Consider the following 16,815-nt stretch of genomic DNA (forward strand, 5'->3'; position numbering starts at 1 on the left):
TCCCGGGCCGCGGCCGTCACCCCTTCCGCACGGCCGAGCCCTTCCGCGCCGTCGAGGGGTTGAGCCTGCGGATCGCCCCGGGCGAGAGCCTCGGCCTGGTCGGCGAGTCCGGCTCGGGCAAGTCCACCACCTCCCGGGTGCTGGCCGGCCTCCAACGCCCCACCGGCGGCACGATCCGCTACGACGGACAGGACGCCACCCGCCCCGACCGCGCCCTGCGCCGCCGCCTGGCCCGCGAGGTCCAGCTGGTCTTCCAGGACCCGTACGCCTCCCTCAACCCCCGCCGCACGGTCGCCCAGACCCTGGACACCCCGCTGCGCCTGCACACCGCCCTCACCGCCCCCGAACGCCGCGAGCGCGCCGCCGAACTCCTCGAACAGGTCGGCCTCTCCGCCGCCCACCTCGACCGCCACCCGCACGAGTTCTCCGGCGGCCAGCGCCAACGCATCGGCATCGCCCGGGCCCTGGCCCCCGGCCCGCGCCTGATCATCGCCGACGAACCGGTCTCCGCCCTCGACGTCTCCGTCCAGGCCCAGGTCCTCAACCTGCTCGCCGAACTGCGCGAGCGCCTCGACGTCGCCTTCCTCTTCGTCTCCCACGACCTCGCCGTGGTCCGCCACTTCTGCGACCGCATCGCCGTCATGCACCACGGCCGCCTGGTCGAACAGTCTCCGCGCGACGAGCTCTTCGCCGCCCCGCACACCGACTACACCCGCTCCCTCCTGGCGGCCGCCCACTGAGACGGGGCGGTTCGCCGGACGGCGGGTCAGGACGGCGGGACGAACTCCAGCAGGAGCAGCGCGGAGTCGTCGTCGGGCGGAGCGCCCGTGAAGGCGGCCACGTCCGCCCGCAGTCGCCGCAGCGCCTCCTCGGGGGGCGCAGCCGCGCAGCAGCGGCCCGCCCCGTTCGCGCACGGGGTAGAACCGGCCCTCCCGGTCGCGGGCCTCGCTCAGGCCGTCGGTGTAGAGCAGCAGCCGGTCGCCCTGACGGAGTGTCAACCGCGTGACGCTGTCCTGCTGTCCGCCGCCCGTCAGGGCGGCCAGCCCGAACGGCGGCACCGTCTCGGACGGTTCGACCAGCTCGTCCTCCCCGCCGGCCGGGAGCAGCAGGGGCGCGGGGTGGCCGTGGTTGAACAGGGTGACCAGCCCCTGGAGGTCGATCTGGGCCAGGATGCCGGTGACGAAACGCTGCCCGTCGGTCCGGCGCTCCAGCGCCGCCTCGATGCGCCGGCCGACGTCACCGAGGTCGGCGAGGCCCGGAGCCGACTCCCGGAACGCGGCCAGCACCACGGCGGCGCAGCGGACGGTCTCCAGTCCCTTGCCCTGGACGTCGGCGACCACCAGGCGGACGCCGTGCGGCGAGGGCAGCGCCTCGTAGAGGTCCCCTCCCACCCGGGTCGCGCGGGCGGCCGAGACGTAGGAGACGGCCAGCCGGACCGGGCGGATCTCGGGCGGGACGGGCGTCAGGAGCACGTCCTCCAAGGTCTTCGCGACCTCCTGGACGTCCACCAGCCGCCGCTCGGTCTGTATCCGGGTCCAGGCCGCGTAGCAGGCGGCCAGGGTGACGTAGACGATGGCGGACAGCGCGACCCACATCCGTAGGGCGCCAAACCGGTCGGCCTTCGCGGCGAACAGCAGGCACAGCAGGACGGCGACGGTGCCCATGGCCAGGACGTGCCGGATGGTCCCGCGGGCCGCGGCGAGTGCCGGGCCGGCGGCGTACACCGGGAGCAGGTTGTACTCGGGACCGGTGAGGGCGTCCACCAGGCCCACGCCCAGCATGACCGCCATCGGGAGCGCGCTGGGCGAGGCTTCGAGCCGGGCCGCGGCCGGCGTGCGGTCGTGCGGGGGGACCGGGTCCGCCGCGCTCACCGGAGCGCGGCCTTGGTGGAAGTGGCCATGGAAGGGAGCATGATCGAGGCCCGGGCCCGCCGGACCGCGCCACACCGGCCGGGACCCGACCGGACTCAGCGCGGGCTCAGCTGCCGGTGGGCGTCGCGGTGGGGGAGAAGGCCGACGGCGGGGCGCCGGCTGCGGCCGGGGCGGGGCCGGCGGGGGGGGCCGGTGACGCCGGAGCCGGGCCAGGACTCCTCCAACTGCCCGTCGCCGCGCACCGTGTAACGGGTCGTCGACCCGGCCCCCCGTCGCGGAGACCCGCTCCTCCCGGATCAGGGCGCCCGGCTCGACCCGCCAGGTGGCGGCGGCCTGCGGGTCGGCCACCGAGGTGCGGGCGGCGAGCAGGACGGGGGTGTCCGCGCTGAAGCCGTAGAGCTGGACCAGGTCGGCCGGGGCGGAGCCCTCCGCCCGGCGCAGCACCACCAGGGCCGCCGGGGCTCCGTGGTAGCGGGCCGGGACGACGGCGCTCAGCGAGACCTGCGGGCCGCCCTCGGCGGCCGAACGGCCGTCCCGCAGGCGGATCGCGGCCCCGCCGGACGGGTCGGCGTAGCTGCGGTTGGCCCAGTCCACGGCGGGCAGGGCTCCGCCCGCGGGCGCCAGCCCGGCGTCGCCGGAGGGGCCCTTGGCCACCGCCGCGAACGGTGCGGAGGGCTGCACCCCGTCGATGGAGACGGAGACCGGCGTGCCAGAGGCCCCGGAGGCGGGAGCGGAGGCGGCCGGCGAGTGCGGGGAGCGCAGGCCCTGGTCGGAGCGGTTCTCGCAGCCCTGGGCGGCGGCGATGGCCAGCGCCACCCCGACGGTGACGGTCACGAAGACCACCAGCCGCTGCCGCATCAGCCGCCGCCGCGCCTCCCCGGGGCCGCCGGGACGGCCGGGCGCGGGGGTGTGCTGCCGGTCGCGCCGGGGCTGGCCGGAGCGCGGGCCGGGCGGGACCGGACGGCCGCCGGGCGGCGTGGTCCGCTCCCGGGCCGCTGCGGGCCTGGCACCGGCGGGCCGCGAGCCCGGCTGCTCGCCGTGCCGCACGGTGGTCCGGTCGGCGGCGTGCACCGACCCCGACGGGTGGACGCCCGCCCGCTCGCCCTGACGCTCCCTCAGCGCCTCGGCCGTCATGCCGGGCGGCATCGGCACGGTGGCGGGCTGGTGCGTCCCGGGCTGGTACGCGGCGGGCCGTGCCGGGGCCGCAGGCCGCTGCGGGACGGGGGCCCGCCCGGGCGGCGGCGGGGGAGCGACGGCCCGGCGGCCGGCCGCGGCGCCCCGGGCGGCCAGCTCGGTGAGCCGCTCGTGCAGCGCGGCCGCGCCGGGCCGCTCGGCCGGCTCCTTGGCCAGGCAGGCCCGCACCAGCGGCGCCAACTGCGGCGGCACGGCGGACAGGTCGGGCTCCTCGTGCACCACCCGGTAGAGCATCACCTCGGAGGAGGCGCCGGAGCCGAACGGCGAGTCCCCGGTGAGCGCGTAGGCCAGCGTGGCCCCGAAGGCGAACACGTCGGTGGCCGGCGTCACCGCGGCGCCGCGGACCTGCTCGGGTGCCAGGAAGCCGGGGGAGCCGACGGCGGTGCCGACGTGGGTGAGCGTGGAGGCGCCGCGCGACCAGGCGATGCCGAAGTCGATGATCCTCGGACCCTTGGGCGAGAGCAGGATGTTGGAGGGCTTGAGGTCGCGGTGCACCACCCCGGCCTCGTGCACCTTCACCAGCCCGTCGGCCAGCGCGGCCCCGATCCGGGCCACCTCCGGCCAGGGCAGCGGCCCCTCCTCGCCGACCCGCTTGTACAGCGAGGGCCCCGGCACGTACGCGGTCGCCAGCCAGGGCCGGTCGGCCTCGATGTCGGAGCCGACCACCCGGGCCGTGCAGGTGCCGCGGATCTTCGAGGCGGCCGCGATCTCCCGGGCGAAGCGGGTGCGGAACTCGGCGTCCTCGGCCAGCTCGGCCCGGATCAGCTTGAGCGCGACCCGCTGCCCCTTGCGGTCCGAACCGAGGTAGACCACGCCCATCCCGCCGGCCCCGAGCCGACGGTGCAGGCGGTACGGGCCGACGATGCGGGGGTCCTCACGCCTCAGCCGCATCATCGCCATCGTCAGTTCTTCCCGTCAGTCCGGTGGTTGAGACCCCGTCGGGTGGGGCACCGTCAGAATCCTGCTCCGGCACAGCTTACGGACTCCGCGCTGCGGTGTGCTGATACGCAACACCAGCCGGCCGGTCGGATTGTCCGATCTCCCCCGGACGCCCCTCTCGGGGGTGCCCCTCAGGGTTCCCCCGGGGTTCGGCCGGGCCCCTTCTCCGCCTCCAGTAGTACCTGAGGGGGAGGGGCGTCATCCTCCGGGAGGCCCACCGAACGGTACGCGGGCATGACGTCCGCGTCGGTGCCGCGCCATACCTTTGAGTCAGCGGTGGGCGGCCCGGCTCGTCCCCCGAGGTGAACCGCCCACCGCGACCGACTTTCCAGCAGACCAGCGACTTCACGAAGAAGGCAGGAGCACCCACCATGGCCGTCCAGCTCAACGAGGCGGGCCGTCGTCGCCTCGGGCTCCGCCCGGCTTCCGCCCGCTCCTCCGAGCAGGCCACCCGGCACCCGCTGGTGGCCGTGGCGATGGTGCTCCCCGTCGCGGTCGCCCTGCTGGTGCTCTTCGGCGGCTGGGACCAACTGGCGACCCAGACCAGGGCCGTCGCCGAACTGATCGGGCGCTGACCTTCTGGGGAGAGGGCAGGCGCCACAGCCGGAGCCGGCACCGCCGGGCGCACGCGGACGGGCGGGCGGGCGGTGCGGGCAGCAACTCCGGCGCACGGAGCAGGGGCCGGGTACGAGTCGTCGGTGAGGGCGGCACGTACCCGGCCCCTGCCGCATCCGTGCCGCCGCCCGCGCGCATCCGTGCCGGCGCCCACGCCCTGACGGTCCGTCAACCCCCGGCAACGCCAAGGGCCGTGATCCTGTCCGGATCACGGCCCTTGGCTGTGTGGTGCGCGATACTGGGATTGAACCAGTGACCCCTACCGTGTCAAGGTAGTGCTCTCCCGCTGAGCTAATCGCGCCTGGTGAGGCGGTACTGCAAGTGCGCGATACTGGGATTGAACCAGTGACCCCTACCGTGTCAAGGTAGTGCTCTCCCGCTGAGCTAATCGCGCCTGGTGAGGCGGTACTGCAAGTGCGCGATACTGGGATTGAACCAGTGACCCCTACCGTGTCAAGGTAGTGCTCTCCCGCTGAGCTAATCGCGCCTGATGGGGCGTCCTACGGGCAGGTCCCGAGGGGACCGACGTGCGCGATACTGGGATTGAACCAGTGACCCCTACCGTGTCAAGGTAGTGCTCTCCCGCTGAGCTAATCGCGCGGGGAGGGCCCCCGGCGAACCAGGGGCACCTCATGGAGGTGGAGACGGGATTTGAACCCGTGTACACGGCTTTGCAGGCCGTTGCCTCGCCTCTCGGCCACTCCACCAGGCAACAACAGGGAACGATCTTACACCGTTCTCCGTCGAGCGGACGACGAGATTCGAACTCGCGACCCTCACCTTGGCAAGGTGATGCTCTACCAACTGAGCCACGTCCGCCTGTCTTCGAGGCCCTTCACCGCTTTCCTGCGGCTCCGTTTCCCGGCGACGTGTTGAACTTTAGCGGATTCCTGGGCCAGCTCAAATTCCGTTCCCGCAGCGTGCCGACGGGGTGCCCTCCGCGACCCCCGCGAGCTGGCACCTCGTCAGGTCACCGGGCCCGCCGCCGGGCCCTCGCGACCCGACGTCGGGCACCCCCTCCGACCTACACTTCGAAGCACCCCCGCACCACCCTCACCGCGCAGGAGCACCGTGTCCGGCCGCACCACCCCCCCGCATCAGCCCGACCCCCATGGCGAGGTTCGCCGGCCGGCTGGCGACCGGCCTGCGCGACGTCACCTCCGACCCGGCCGCCCTCGAGAGCGAGGGGTACTGGGCGGTGGCGTACGACTTCGAGGGGCGCCTCACCTGCGCGCGCTTCGACTCCGTCCGTCCCGACCCGGCCCCGCCGCGCACCGACGGCTGGCTCGGGCCCGACCCCGGCAGCTGGCACAGCTCGCTCGACCGGGACGCCTACACCGCGGGCGTGCGCCGGATCCGCGAGCACATCGCGGCCGGCGAGGTCTACCAGGCCAACCTCTGCCGGGTGATGACCGCGCCGCTGCCCGACCCGGAGCGCAGCGACATCGACGCGCTCACCGGACTGCTCGCGCACGGCAACCCCGCGCCCCATGCCGGAACGATCCGCCTGCCCGGCCACGGGGTCGAGATCGCCACCGCCTCGCCCGAGCTCTACCTGCGCCGCCGGGGCCGCACCGTCTCCTCCGGCCCGATCAAGGGCACCGGCCGCACCGAGCACGACCTGCTGGAGAAGGACCACGCCGAGAACGTGATGATCGTGGACCTGGTCCGCAACGACCTCGGCCGGGTCTGCGCCACCGGCAGCGTCACCGTGCCCGACCTCTGCGTGGTGGAGAAGCACCCCGGCCTGGTGCACCTGGTCTCCACCGTGGAGGGCGAGCTGCGCGAAGGGGCCGGCTGGGCCGAGCTGTTCGGGGCCACCTTCCCGCCCGGCTCCGTCACCGGGGCTCCCAAGAGCAGTGCGCTGCGGATCATCGAGGCCCTGGAGACCGCCCCGCGCGGCCCCTACTGCGGCGCCGTCGGCTGGGTGGACGCCGACCGGGGCGAGGCCGAACTCGCCGTCGGCATCCGGACGTTCTGGATCGACCGGAGCGAGGCGGACCGCCCGGTGCTGCACTTCGGCACCGGCGCCGGCATCACCTGGGGCTCCGACCCGGAGCGGGAGTGGGACGAGACCGAGCTCAAGGCGGCCCGCCTGGTCGCGATAGCCTCGGGCACCGAGTAGCAGTGCGGGCCCCTAGGAGCGACACCTGATGATCTGGGTCAACGACCGCCTGGTCGACGAGAGCAGCGCCACCGTCTCCGTGCTCGACCACGGGCTGACCGTGGGCGACGGCGTCTTCGAGACGGCCAAGGCGGTGGACGGCGCGGCCTTCGCGCTCACCCGCCACCTCGACCGGCTCAGCCGCTCCGCCGAGGGCCTCGGCCTGCCCGCCCCGGACCACGCGGTGGTCCGCGAGGGCGTGCGCCAGGTGCTGGCCGCCAACCCGATGGAGCTCGGCCGGCTGCGGATCACCTACACCGGCGGCACGGCCCCGCTCGGCTCCGAGCGCGGCGATGCCCCGCCCACCCTGGTGATCGCGGTCGGCACCGCCAAGCCCCGCCCGGACACCACCGCGGTGAAGACCGTCCCGTGGCGGCGCAACGAGCACGGCGCGCTCACCGGGCTCAAGACCACCTCCTACGGCGAGAACGTGGTCGCCCTGGCCGCCGCCCACCGGGCCGGCGCCTCCGAGGCGATCTTCGCCAACACCGCCGGCCGGCTCTGCGAGGGCACCGGCTCCAACATCTTCGTGGTGCTCGGCGGCCGGCTGCTCACCCCGCCGCTCGCCTCCGGCTGCCTGGCCGGCATCACCCGGCAGCTGGTCGTCGACTGGGCCGGCGCCGAGGAGGCCGACCTCCCGTTCGAGGTGCTGGCCGAGGCCGAGGAGGTCTTCCTCACCTCCACCCTGCGCGACGTGCAGGCCGTCACCCGGATCGACGACCGCGAGCTGGCCGGGCCCGGACCGGTCACCCTCAAGGCCATGCGCCAGTTCACCGAGCGCGCCGCGGACGACCTCGACCCGTGATTCCCCGGCGCGGATCAGCCGGGGCGGGACGGGGAATGCACACCCCATGACCACCACCCTGCGCCCCGAGCACCCCGAGGAAATCCGTCCCGACGGCGGCCGCACCCGGCGCTGGCTGATCTGCGTCAACGGTCGCCCGGTCGGTTCGCTGCGCACCACGGCCACCCCGTACGGCGAGCAACGCTGGGGCACCGTCTCGGAGTTGGAGGTCACCGAGGGTCTGCGGCGGGGTCGGGCCACGGTGGGTTCGCTGGCCGCCGAGGAGGTGCTGCGCGGCTGGGGCTGCAGCCGGGTGGACGTCACCGTCCCGGCCGGCAACGAGGCCGCCCTCGGGCTGGCCCGGCTGCTCGGGTACACCGAGCGGATGCGGAACATGGCCAAGCACCTCGGCCGCGCCCCGGAGCTCCCGGCGGGCCTGACGGTCCGTCCGATCGGCCCGGACCGCTTCGAGGCCTGGCTCACCCAGGCCAAGGAGGGCTACGTCAGCCACCTCACCGGCTCCGGCCTGGCCGAGCCGCAGGCCCGGGAGAAGGCCGACACCGACCACCGGCGACTGCTCCTCCAAGGCCACGCCACCCCCGGCACGGCCCTGCGCGAACTGCTGGACGCGCAGGGCACCGTGCTGGGCTCGCTCTGGGTGACGCTGCGCCAGAGCACCCTGCCGGACGGTTCGCCGCTGGCCTGGGTGATGACGGTGGAGGTGGACGAGGGGCGCCGCGGCGAGGGCCACGGCCGCACCCTGATGCGGCTCGCCGAGCGGGAGTGCCTGGCGGCCGGAGTGGCCGACCTCGGGCTCAACGTGTTCAGCTCCAACGCGGTGGCCATCCGGCTCTACGAGTCGCTGGGCTACCGGCTCACCCGCCGGGTGTTCGGCAAGCCGCTGCTCTGAGGGAGGGTCAGCCCTTCGCCGCCGCGTCCAGGATCTCGACGATCCGCTCGCGCAGCCCCTCCTGGCTCTTGCCGCCGTCCAGGCGCTGACCGGCGATCAGGTACGTCGGGGTACCGGTGACGCCGATCGCCTTGCCCTCGGCCTGGTCGGCGTCCACCACCAGGGTGTGCCGCCCGTCGATCAGCGCCACGTCCATCTCCTCGGCGTCCAGCCCGAGTTCACCGGCCAGCGCGACCAGGAACGCCTCGCCGTTCTTGGCCTTGGCCAGCTCCTCGCAGCGCTCCAGCAGCGCCTCGGTGAACTCCCGGCCCCGGCCCTGGGCGAGCGCCTCCTCGGCGGCCTGGGCGGCGGCGTAGGCGTGCTTGTTCTTCTCCAGCGGGAAGTGCCGGAGCTCGACGGTGAGGGCCTCGCCGTACTGCTCGCGCAGGGCGTCGAGGTCGGTCAGGGCGGTGCGGCAGTCGGGGCACTGGAGGTCGGCCCAGAACTCGAGCCGCGGGAGGGGAGCATCGGTCATGGGGCCAAGTCTTCCACCCTTCGCCCGCCGACCCCCTCACCGCCCGCCTGACCGTGGCTCGCGGAGCGGGTCGGAGCAGGAGGACCGGGAGGGCGGGGCCGTCAGCCGGCGGGGACCGCCTCGGCGGAGCGCTGGCGGGCGCGGTAGGCGGCGACGTGCAGGCGGTTGCCGCAGGTGCGGCTGTCACAGTAGCGGCGGGAGCGGTTGCGGGAGAGGTCGACGAAGACCCGGGCGCAGTCCGGCGCCTCGCAGCGGCGCAGCCGCTCGCGCTCGCCGGCCATCACGATGAAGGCCAGCGCCATCCCGAGCTCGGCCGCCAGGTGGTCGCCGATCGCGGCGTGCGGGGCGAAGTAGTGGATGTGCCAGCCGTGGTGGTCGTGGTTGACCAGCCGGGGGGTGGTGCCGGCGGCCGCGACCACCGCGTTGACCAGCTCGGCGGCCTCGTCGGTGGAGCCGGCCGAGAAGACCTCGCGCAGCCGGCCGCGGAGCGACCGCACCGCGGTGAGGTCGTCCGGGGTGAGCGAGTCGACCTCGCTGATCTCGCGGCGGGCCACGAACGAGTGCAGCGCCGCCAGGTCGGGGAGCTGTTCGCTGCCGCAGGCGTCGGGGGAGGTGTTGAGCAGCTCGACCAGAATGCCCAGCGCGCATTCGGTGTCATGGGTGATCAGCACGTGAGGCTCCTCGCGCGGCGGGGGCTTCGTGGGCCCCGCGTCGGTCGTTCCCGCGACTCTACCGGCACGGGCCGTCACCACGGGCCTCGCCGGCCGGTCCCGCCCGGTCCCGCCGGGAAAGGGCGAGGGCCCCGGCGCGCTCCGGTGGGAGCGTGCCGGGGCCCGGCCCTGACGGACCGCCCGTGGGCGGTTGAGCGTGCGACCGTGCCCCCGAGTAGGACGGACGCGGTGGCGGGAGCGGACCTGCCGGTGCGGCGGTCAGCTCTCGGCGAGGATGTGGGACAGCTCCCGGTCGAGGTCGAAGTGACGGTGTTCGGTGCCGGGTGGCACGGCGGCGTCGGTGCGCTTGAGGAAGGACTCGAGCGCTCGAGCCGGGGCTTCCAGCAGGGCTTCTCCTTCCGGAGAACTCAGGGCGATGCAGACCACCCCCTGACCGTGGCTCCGCGAGGGCCACACCCGGACGTCGCCGGTGCCCGTGGGTCGGTGCAGCCCCTCCGCGAGGAGGTCGCGGGCGAACACCCACTCCACGGTCTCGTCGGCACCCGTGTGGAAGGTCGCGTGCACGGCATAGGGGTCGGCAGTGTCGTAGCGCAGGCCCGCGGGGACGGGCAGTGACGACTCGCTGGACACGATGAGGCGCAGGTGCAGCTCGCAGCTGACCGTGGTGTTCATAAGCGCCAGGGCCTTTCGCTCAGTGTGCGCTCGGGGAATCGCACGTCGGCGAACGGACCATCCCACCTGAAAGCCCGGTGTAAACCCGTCTGTCCCGATTCCGGTCCGAGTCGTACCCCTTCCGGCGCATTGCGGAATCGCTACGGAGCCTCCGGGGCCCGGGAACCGGGCGGGCGCTCCGGTAGTTTTCGCGGCATGGCTGTACGAAACGACAATCCCGAGCCCGAGGGCTCGAAGGCCGGCCCGGCGGCCGACGAGGGCCTCGGGTCCAAGGCGCCGCACTTCATCCGGCGCTCCAGACCGCTCCACCTCAGCTGGCAGGTGGCGGTCTTCCTGGTCGGCCTCGCGGTGGTCGCGCTCGGTGTGGTGATGCTGCCGCTGCCCGGGCCGGGCTGGGTGGTCATCTTCCTGGGCATGGGCATCTGGGCGACCGAGTTCGTCTGGGCGCAGCTGGTGCTGCGCTGGACCAAGCGCAAGGTCACCGAGGCGGCGCAGAAGGCACTGGACCCGAAGGTCCGGCGCCGCAACATCATCCTGACGAGCATCGGCCTGGTGATCATCGCCGGGCTGGGCGGCTGGTACTTGTGGCGGTACGGGCTGGTCATGCCGTGGAAGATCAACGACTGACCGGAGCGCCGGCCGCGGGGGAGCGGGGGTCGCGGGGGGAGCGCGGAGGGGTGTTCGGAGCACCCCTCCGGATGCGGTAATGTTTTCCCTGCACCCGGGCGATTAGCTCAGCGGGAGAGCACTTCGTTCACACCGAAGGGGTCACTGGTTCGATCCCAGTATCGCCCACCGGAATGCGGGAAGACCCCGGCCAATTAATTGGCCGGGGTCTTCCGTCGTTTCCGGGGAGTTCCACCGCGCGGTCTGATTCCGCGTCAGTCTCCGTGCCGGGGACGGGAACTGGGGGACCGTCCGCTCGGGCCCCGCGGAAGGGAATTGGCCAGTCGGGCCCGAGGGGTGCTACTGTTCATCTCGTTGCCCGGGCGATTAGCTCAGCGGGAGAGCACTTCGTTCACACCGAAGGGGTCACTGGTTCGATCCCAGTATCGCCCACCGAGTAACACAGAGGCCCTGACCGGCAGTTCGCCGGTCAGGGCCTCTGCCGTTGCCGTCGTTGCGGGGGCCGGCTCAGGCCGCGACGCCGCAGTCGTGCTCGGGGTAGGGCCGGCCGCCGCAGGCGCAGCGGGCCGGGCGGAGCGGCCAGGAGAAGTCGACCTGCTCCGCGGCGCCGGAGCGGTCGAACCAGTTCTGCAGGCCCCGGGCCTGGGCCGCGTGCCAGACCGCCTGGCGCAGGTGCAGCTCGGCCGGGGTGAGCGAACCCAGCGGCACCCGGAAGCGCAGGCCCAGGGCGCGGGTCAGGTCCATCGCGGCGGTGGCGTCGGCCGCCGCGTCGTGGGCGCCGGTGAGGCTGACCCCGTAGTGCGCGCACAGGTCGGTGAGGGTGCGGCGGCCCTTGCGGTAGCGGTCGGCGTACTTGTCCATCACCCGCGGGTCCAGCACCAGCAGTTCGTTCCCGCCCAGGCTGTCGGCGAGCGTGCTGGCCCGGTGCCGGCGCAACTCGCGGTCGAGCAGGGTGAGGTCGTAGGGCGCGTTCATCACCACCAAGGGCACGTGGCGGTGGGCCTGTTCGGCCAGCGCGCGGGCGATCTCGGCGACCACCACCCGGGGCGGGCGGCCGAAGTCGCGGGCCCGCTGGTCGGTGATGCCGTGCACGGCCTGCGCGCCCTCGGGGATGGGCACCCCCGGGTCGGCCAGCCAGGAGAGCGTCCGGACGGGAGCGCCGGGCGCGGTCTGGAGCACCAGCGCCGCCGAGACGATGCGGTCGGTCTCGACGTCCACGCCGGTGGTCTCGGTGTCGAAAGAGGCGAGCGGGCCCTGGTACCAGGGCTGGGTGTGCGGCATGACGAGCCCCCGATCCCCACCGGGCGGCGCCCGGCGCGCCACCGAGGACCAGTGGCGCGCCGGGCACGGCCGCGTTCTGCCCAGGTGATACCGCAGTTGACGCCCCCTCAATCCAGCGAGGGGCGCACACCTGTCCGGAGAGGGGGCAGCGGTGCGCGGCGCGGCTCGTGATCTCGGTACCATCGGACTCGCGCAGCACGGTGCTGCGGTACACAGAGGTCAGGAGAGACCGGTGACCGACGTCCGGATCATCATCAACCGCGAACCCGATCGGGAAGAGCGCGTGGTGACCACGGGCACCACGGCCGCCGAGCTCTTCGCCGACGACCGCGCCGTGATCGCCGCCCGGGTGGCCGGTGCGCTCAAGGACCTGGCCTACCAGGTCCAGGAGGGCGACGAGGTCGAGCCCGTCGTCATCTCCAGCAAGGACGGCCTGGACATCCTGCGGCACTCCACCGCGCACGTGATGGCGCAGGCCGTGCAGCAGCTCTTCCCGGAGGCCAAGCTCGGGATCGGCCCGCCGGTCAAGGACGGCTTCTACTACGACTTCGACGTCGAGAAGCCGTTCACCCCCGACGACCTGAAGGCCGTCGAGAAGAAGATGCAGGAGATCATCAAGCGCGGGCAGAAGTTCTCCCGCCGGGTGGTCACCGACGAGGCCGCCACCGAGGAGCTGGCCAAGGAGCCCTACAAGCTGGAGCTGATCGGGCTCAAGGGCTCGGCCGCGACGGCCGGCGAGGGCGCCGACGTCGAGGTGGGCGGCGCCGAGCTGACCATCTACGACAACGTGGACGCCAAGACCGGCGACCTCTGCTGGGGCGACCTCTGCCGCGGCCCGCACCTGCCGAGCACCCGTCACATCCCGGCCTTCAAGCTGATGCGCAACGCGGCCGCCTACTGGCGCGGCAGCGAGAAGAACCCGATGCTGCAGCGCATCTACGGCACCGCCTGGCCGACCAAGGACGAGCTCAAGGCGCACCTCGACTTCCTCGAGGAGGCCGCCAAGCGCGACCACCGCAAGCTCGGCGCCGAGCTGGACCTCTTCTCCATCCCGGAGGAGATCGGCTCCGGCCTGGCCGTCTTCCACCCCAAGGGCGGCATCATGCGCCGGGTCATGGAGGACTACTCGCGCAAGCGCCACGAGGAGGCGGACTACGAGTTCGTCTACTCCCCGCACGCCACCAAGGGCACGCTCTTCGAGCTCTCCGGTCACCTCGACTGGTACGCGGACGGGATGTACCCGCCCATGAAGCTCGACGGCGACATCGACTACTACCTGAAGCCGATGAACTGCCCGATGCACAACCTGATCTACCGCTCGCGCGGCCGCTCCTACCGCGAACTGCCGCTGCGGCTCTTCGAGTTCGGCACCGTCTACCGCTACGAGAAGTCCGGCGTGGTGCACGGCCTGACCCGGGCCCGCGGCTTCACCCAGGACGACGCGCACATCTACTGCACCCGCGAGCAGATGGCGGACGAGCTCGACTCGCTGCTGACCTTCGTGCTCGACCTGCTGCGCGACTACGGCCTGAACGACTTCTACCTGGAGCTCTCCACCAAGGACCCGGAGAAGTTCATCGGCTCGGACGAGGACTGGGAGGAGGCCACCGAGACCCTGCGGGCCGCCGCCGAGAAGCAGGGCCTGGAGCTCGTCCTCGACCCGGCCGGCGCCGCGTTCTACGGCCCGAAGATCTCGGTGCAGGCCCGGGACGCGATCGGTCGCACCTGGCAGATGTCCACCATCCAGGTCGACTTCCAGCTGCCGCAGCGCTTCGAGCTGGAGTTCCAGGGCTCGGACGGCAACCGCCAGCGCCCGGTCATGATCCACCGTGCGCTGTTCGGCTCGATCGAGCGCTTCTTCGCGGTGCTGCTGGAGCACTACGCCGGCGCCATGCCGCCGTGGCTGGCCCCGGTCACCGTGGTCGGCATCCCGATCACCGACGAGCACATCCCGTACCTGCGCGAGGTGGCCGCCGAGCTGAAGAAGCAGGGCATCCGGGTCGAGGTCGACGCCTCGGACGACCGGATGCAGAAGAAGATCCGCACCGCCCAGAAGTCGAAGGTCCCGTTCATGCTGATCGCGGGCAACGACGACGTCGAGGCCGGCGCGGTCTCCTTCCGCTACCGCAACGGCGAGCAGAAGAACGGCGTCCCGGTCGCCGAGGCGGTGGCCGAGATCGTCGAGGCGGTCCGCAGCCGGGTCCAGGTCTGACGGTTCGTACGCTCCGGGGCGGGCCCTCTTCGAGAGAGTCCGCCCCGGACTGCTTTCCCCGGGCGTCCTGGCGAATATGCTGATCAGCATGACGAGTGAGCCGGAACTGCAGCGGGGTGTGGGCGAACCGGATGGATTCCGGCGCCTGTGGACGCCTCATCGGATGGCGTACATCCAGGGAGAGAACAAGCCGACCGGGCCCGCACCGGACGACGGTTGCCCGTTCTGCTCGATCCCCTCGCTCAGCGACGAGGACGGGCTGGTGATCGCCCGGGGGAGCGCGGTCTTCGCGGTGCTCAACCTGTACCCGTACAACGGCGGGCACCTGATGGTGGTGCCGTACCGGCACGTGGCCGACTACACCGACCTGGACGCGGAGGAGACGGCCGAGCTGGCCGACTACACCAAGCGCGCCATGACGGCCCTGCGCACCGCCTCCGGCGCGCACGGCTTCAACATCGGGATGAACCAGGGCGCCGCGGCCGGTGCCGGCATCGCCGCCCACCTGCACCAGCACGTGGTGCCGCGCTGGGGCGGGGACACCAACTTCATGCCGGTGGTGGGGCACACCAAGGTGCTGCCCCAACTGCTCGCCGACACCCGGAAGATGCTCGCCGAGGTGTGGCCGCAGGACTGAGCGCACGTCAGAGGGGCGGTACCCGGAACCACCGGGTACCGCCCCTCTGACGTGCGGTGGATCAGCCCGCGTCGTAGCGGTCGGCCTTGAACGGGCGGCTGCCCTGCATCTCGGACTTGAGGATCCCGCCGCGGTTTGCGAGGCGGCTGGAGTCCACGTCGTGCTCGTCCAGGAACTCGACGGTGGCGGCCAGCACCGCGTTGACCACCGGGGCGATGCTGAAGATGACGTCGTCCGCCTTGTAGCGGCTGGTCCAGGTCTGGTCGGCCCAGGCCCCGCGGAGCGAGAAGGGCTCGGGCAGGCCGATCCCGCCGCCCAGCCAGGCCAGCAGCGAGGGGATCTTCACGAAGGGGGCGCGGACCGCCTGGCGGACCACCTCGTCGTTGTCGACCAGCGGGAGGACGACGGTGCGCTCCTCCCAGAACTTGCCGGTCTTCGGGACCTTGATCTCCTTGGGCTTCGGCTTGGCGCCGAACAGCCCGTTCAGCGGCCCGAGTGCGTGGCCGGAGACGGAGACCCGCAGGGTGTTGCTCATCACCGTCACGCCGATCACCACGGTGGTGACCAACTGACCCTTGTGGAGCACCAGTTGGACGGTGGTGCGGTGTCGGCTGTCGGTGCCGAGGCTCTGCCGGTTGGCGATCGTCTGGAGCGCGAAGTCGCGCATCCGGTACCCGTCCATGTCCGGACCGGACGGGCGGCCGATCTCGTCGGCGCCCTCGGGCACGTCCACCACCAGCCACTGCTGGACGGCCATGTGCGGCATCGCCCCGCCGCCGACCTCGCTCTGGGTCAGGGTGCTCATCCGGGCCGTGATCTTCCGGCTGAGGTCCCACGGGTGGAAGGCCCGGAAGTCCGGCCGGCCCTCCAGCGGGCGCAGCTCCTCGACCACCTGCCAGTCGCCCCACCGCATCCCGGCGCCCAGGATGCCCTTGCCACCGGCGTAGTGGTGGACGTTGGTCTCCTGCTCCACCGTCAGGCGCTCCAGCGAGGCGCGCAGGTCGGTGGCCTTCTTGTCCAGGTCGTCCCGGGGCACCGCCTTGGGCACCGTCGCGGCCAGCGCACTGCCCTCGACCAGGCCGCCCCAGCGGTTGCGCAGCTCGATGGTCGAGCGCAGCACCAGGCGCTTGGCCAGGAACCAGCCCAGCACCGGGGCCAGCATCATCACCCGGAAGTACAGCGCGAACGGACCGCCGACCGGCGGGCGCAGCGCGAGCAGCACGGCGAGGCCGACGGCTGCCGTCACCAGCAGGGCGTTGTAGGCGCCGTGGCGGTTCGCCGGGCTCTTGCGCTTGAGCCAGATCCGGCCGTAGAAGACCGCGAGCCAGATCAGCGTGCCGGGCAGGAAGAGCACGCCGGTGAGCAGCGTGATCACCTGGAGCTGCCGGTCGCGCGCGTTGCGCAGCTCCTCGGCGGCCAGGCAGTGCTCGACCACCATCCGGGTGTCGGTCCCGAAGGAGGGCACCAGCGGGTTCCGCCCGGCGCCGAGCGTGCGGGCGATGATCGCCTTGGCGTAGGCCTCGCCGACGCTGGGCCGGAACAGGAGGTTCTTGCCCCCGTTGACGGTGACTCCGGGCAGCTTCTCCAGGTCCTTGACGTCACCGTCGCGGTAGGCCACCGACGAGAGCAGCTGGGTGACCGCAGTCTGTGGTCCGACGTCCGTACGGGGTATCTGCGCGCCCGGGGTCATGTCCAGCTTCGTCACGGCGGCCTCCCCTCCTCCC

General features: G+C 72.9%; 13 protein-coding genes, 8 tRNA genes and 2 pseudogenes. 10 read left to right on the forward strand and 13 right to left on the reverse strand.

All coding sequences use genetic code 11. The annotated features are described in order from the left end of the window. The first annotated feature begins 59 nt into the window (after nucleotides 1-59). Nucleotides 60-740 carry an ATP-binding cassette domain-containing protein gene (locus ABD946_RS00640; protein WP_345279069.1) on the forward strand — a complete coding sequence of 227 codons (681 nt, stop codon included), beginning with the start codon at nucleotides 60-62 and terminating at the stop codon, nucleotides 738-740. A gap of 222 nt (nucleotides 741-962) precedes the next feature. On the opposite strand, the pseudogene ABD946_RS00645 reads toward ABD946_RS00640, so the two are convergent. Next, a pseudogene (locus ABD946_RS00645) lies at nucleotides 963-1,790 on the reverse strand (PP2C family protein-serine/threonine phosphatase); the annotation flags it as partial. Between the two features lie 900 nt (nucleotides 1,791-2,690). Beyond that, nucleotides 2,691-3,965: pseudogene (locus ABD946_RS00650) on the reverse strand (serine/threonine-protein kinase); the annotation flags it as partial. Between the two features lie 410 nt (nucleotides 3,966-4,375). On the opposite strand from ABD946_RS00650, the gene ABD946_RS00655 reads away from it, so the two are divergent. After that, nucleotides 4,376-4,579, forward strand: a complete 204-nt coding sequence (locus tag ABD946_RS00655) for a hypothetical protein (protein ID WP_345278959.1) — start codon at nucleotides 4,376-4,378, stop codon at nucleotides 4,577-4,579. A gap of 266 nt (nucleotides 4,580-4,845) precedes the next feature. Here ABD946_RS00655 and ABD946_RS00660 read toward each other — a convergent pair. The 6 genes from ABD946_RS00660 to ABD946_RS00685 all read right to left on the reverse strand — a co-directional run bounded on the left by ABD946_RS00660 (nucleotide 4,846) and on the right by ABD946_RS00685 (nucleotide 5,438). Next, nucleotides 4,846-4,920 (reverse strand) — tRNA-Val (locus tag ABD946_RS00660). 21 nt (nucleotides 4,921-4,941) lie between these two features. Further along, nucleotides 4,942-5,013 (reverse strand) — tRNA-Val (locus tag ABD946_RS00665). A 21-nt stretch (nucleotides 5,014-5,034) separates the two neighbouring features. After that, nucleotides 5,035-5,106, reverse strand: a tRNA-Val gene (locus ABD946_RS00670). A 41-nt stretch (nucleotides 5,107-5,147) separates the two neighbouring features. After that, nucleotides 5,148-5,219: transfer RNA gene (locus ABD946_RS00675), tRNA-Val, on the reverse strand. 33 nt (nucleotides 5,220-5,252) lie between these two features. Further along, nucleotides 5,253-5,326, reverse strand: a tRNA-Cys gene (locus tag ABD946_RS00680). Nucleotides 5,327-5,365: 39 nt separating this feature from the next. Beyond that, nucleotides 5,366-5,438, reverse strand: a tRNA-Gly gene (locus ABD946_RS00685). 292 nt (nucleotides 5,439-5,730) lie between these two features. Here ABD946_RS00685 and ABD946_RS00690 point away from each other — a divergent pair. The 3 genes from ABD946_RS00690 to ABD946_RS00700 are packed head-to-tail and all read left to right on the forward strand — an operon-like array spanning nucleotide 5,731 to nucleotide 8,477. Next, nucleotides 5,731-6,744, forward strand: a complete 1,014-nt coding sequence (locus ABD946_RS00690; RefSeq protein ID WP_345278960.1) for a chorismate-binding protein — start codon at nucleotides 5,731-5,733, stop codon at nucleotides 6,742-6,744. 28 nt (nucleotides 6,745-6,772) lie between these two features. Next, a complete protein-coding gene (locus tag ABD946_RS00695) occupies nucleotides 6,773-7,588 on the forward strand; it encodes an aminotransferase class IV (RefSeq protein ID WP_345278962.1) in 816 nt (271 codons plus the stop codon). 46 nt (nucleotides 7,589-7,634) lie between these two features. Beyond that, nucleotides 7,635-8,477, forward strand: coding sequence for a GNAT family N-acetyltransferase (locus tag ABD946_RS00700; RefSeq protein WP_345278964.1), 843 nt, complete (start codon nucleotides 7,635-7,637; stop codon nucleotides 8,475-8,477). 7 nt (nucleotides 8,478-8,484) lie between these two features. Here the strand turns inward: ABD946_RS00700 and ABD946_RS00705 are convergent, their stop codons facing one another. From ABD946_RS00705 to ABD946_RS00715, 3 genes are all read right to left on the reverse strand, one after another. Then, a complete protein-coding gene (locus ABD946_RS00705) occupies nucleotides 8,485-8,991 on the reverse strand; it encodes a DsbA family protein (protein WP_345278966.1) in 507 nt (168 codons plus the stop codon). Between the two features lie 101 nt (nucleotides 8,992-9,092). Beyond that, on the reverse strand, nucleotides 9,093-9,662 hold the full coding sequence (locus tag ABD946_RS00710; protein ID WP_345278968.1) for a CGNR zinc finger domain-containing protein: 570 nt from the start codon (nucleotides 9,660-9,662) through the stop codon (nucleotides 9,093-9,095). 258 nt (nucleotides 9,663-9,920) lie between these two features. Then, nucleotides 9,921-10,334 carry an SsgA family sporulation/cell division regulator gene (locus ABD946_RS00715; RefSeq protein ID WP_030056266.1) on the reverse strand — a complete coding sequence of 138 codons (414 nt, stop codon included), beginning with the start codon at nucleotides 10,332-10,334 and terminating at the stop codon, nucleotides 9,921-9,923. Between the two features lie 195 nt (nucleotides 10,335-10,529). Between ABD946_RS00715 and ABD946_RS00720 the strand changes: the two genes are divergently transcribed. From ABD946_RS00720 to ABD946_RS00730, 3 genes are all read left to right on the forward strand, one after another. Beyond that, complete coding sequence (locus ABD946_RS00720) at nucleotides 10,530-10,961, forward strand: TIGR02611 family protein (RefSeq protein WP_345278970.1); 432 nt, start codon at nucleotides 10,530-10,532, stop codon at nucleotides 10,959-10,961. Nucleotides 10,962-11,057: 96 nt separating this feature from the next. Further along, nucleotides 11,058-11,129, forward strand: a tRNA-Val gene (locus tag ABD946_RS00725). Nucleotides 11,130-11,321: 192 nt separating this feature from the next. Continuing rightward, nucleotides 11,322-11,393, forward strand: a tRNA-Val gene (locus ABD946_RS00730). 75 nt (nucleotides 11,394-11,468) lie between these two features. Here ABD946_RS00730 and ABD946_RS00735 read toward each other — a convergent pair. Next, nucleotides 11,469-12,242, reverse strand: coding sequence for an exonuclease domain-containing protein (locus tag ABD946_RS00735; protein ID WP_345278972.1), 774 nt, complete (start codon nucleotides 12,240-12,242; stop codon nucleotides 11,469-11,471). Between the two features lie 232 nt (nucleotides 12,243-12,474). Here ABD946_RS00735 and thrS point away from each other — a divergent pair, with 232 nt between their 5' ends. Both thrS and ABD946_RS00745 read left to right on the forward strand, forming a co-directional pair. After that, a complete protein-coding gene (thrS, locus tag ABD946_RS00740; protein ID WP_345278974.1) occupies nucleotides 12,475-14,454 on the forward strand; it encodes a threonine--tRNA ligase in 1,980 nt (659 codons plus the stop codon). 76 nt (nucleotides 14,455-14,530) lie between these two features. Continuing rightward, the gene (locus ABD946_RS00745) at nucleotides 14,531-15,091 is read left to right on the forward strand and encodes an HIT family protein (RefSeq protein WP_345278976.1); all 561 of its coding nucleotides are present in this window, start codon (nucleotides 14,531-14,533) and stop codon (nucleotides 15,089-15,091) included. A gap of 61 nt (nucleotides 15,092-15,152) precedes the next feature. Here ABD946_RS00745 and ABD946_RS00750 read toward each other — a convergent pair whose 3' ends face one another. Then, entirely contained in the window at nucleotides 15,153-16,796 is a 1,644-nt protein-coding gene (locus tag ABD946_RS00750; RefSeq protein WP_345278978.1) for a hypothetical protein, read from the reverse strand. Nucleotides 16,797-16,815: the final 19 nt, after the last annotated feature.

Source organism: Kitasatospora albolonga (genome assembly GCF_039535905.1).
GTDB classification, from domain to species: domain Bacteria; phylum Actinomycetota; class Actinomycetes; order Streptomycetales; family Streptomycetaceae; genus Kitasatospora; species Kitasatospora albolonga.

Bases quoted from the DNA above. Each gene is read 5' to 3' on its own strand.
- ABD946_RS00655 (WP_345278959.1), top strand. From the start codon at position 4,376: ATGGCCGTCCAGCTCAACGAGGCGGGCCGTCGTCGCCTCGGGCTCCGC.
- ABD946_RS00690 (WP_345278960.1), top strand. From the start codon at position 5,731: ATGGCGAGGTTCGCCGGCCGGCTGGCGACCGGCCTGCGCGACGTCACC.
- ABD946_RS00695 (WP_345278962.1), top strand. From the start codon at position 6,773: ATGATCTGGGTCAACGACCGCCTGGTCGACGAGAGCAGCGCCACCGTC.
- ABD946_RS00700 (WP_345278964.1), top strand. From the start codon at position 7,635: ATGACCACCACCCTGCGCCCCGAGCACCCCGAGGAAATCCGTCCCGAC.
- ABD946_RS00705 (WP_345278966.1), bottom strand. From the start codon at position 8,991: ATGACCGATGCTCCCCTCCCGCGGCTCGAGTTCTGGGCCGACCTCCAG.
- ABD946_RS00715 (WP_030056266.1), bottom strand. From the start codon at position 10,334: ATGAACACCACGGTCAGCTGCGAGCTGCACCTGCGCCTCATCGTGTCC.
- ABD946_RS00720 (WP_345278970.1), top strand. From the start codon at position 10,530: ATGGCTGTACGAAACGACAATCCCGAGCCCGAGGGCTCGAAGGCCGGC.
- ABD946_RS00735 (WP_345278972.1), bottom strand. From the start codon at position 12,242: ATGCCGCACACCCAGCCCTGGTACCAGGGCCCGCTCGCCTCTTTCGAC.
- ABD946_RS00745 (WP_345278976.1), top strand. From the start codon at position 14,531: ATGCTGATCAGCATGACGAGTGAGCCGGAACTGCAGCGGGGTGTGGGC.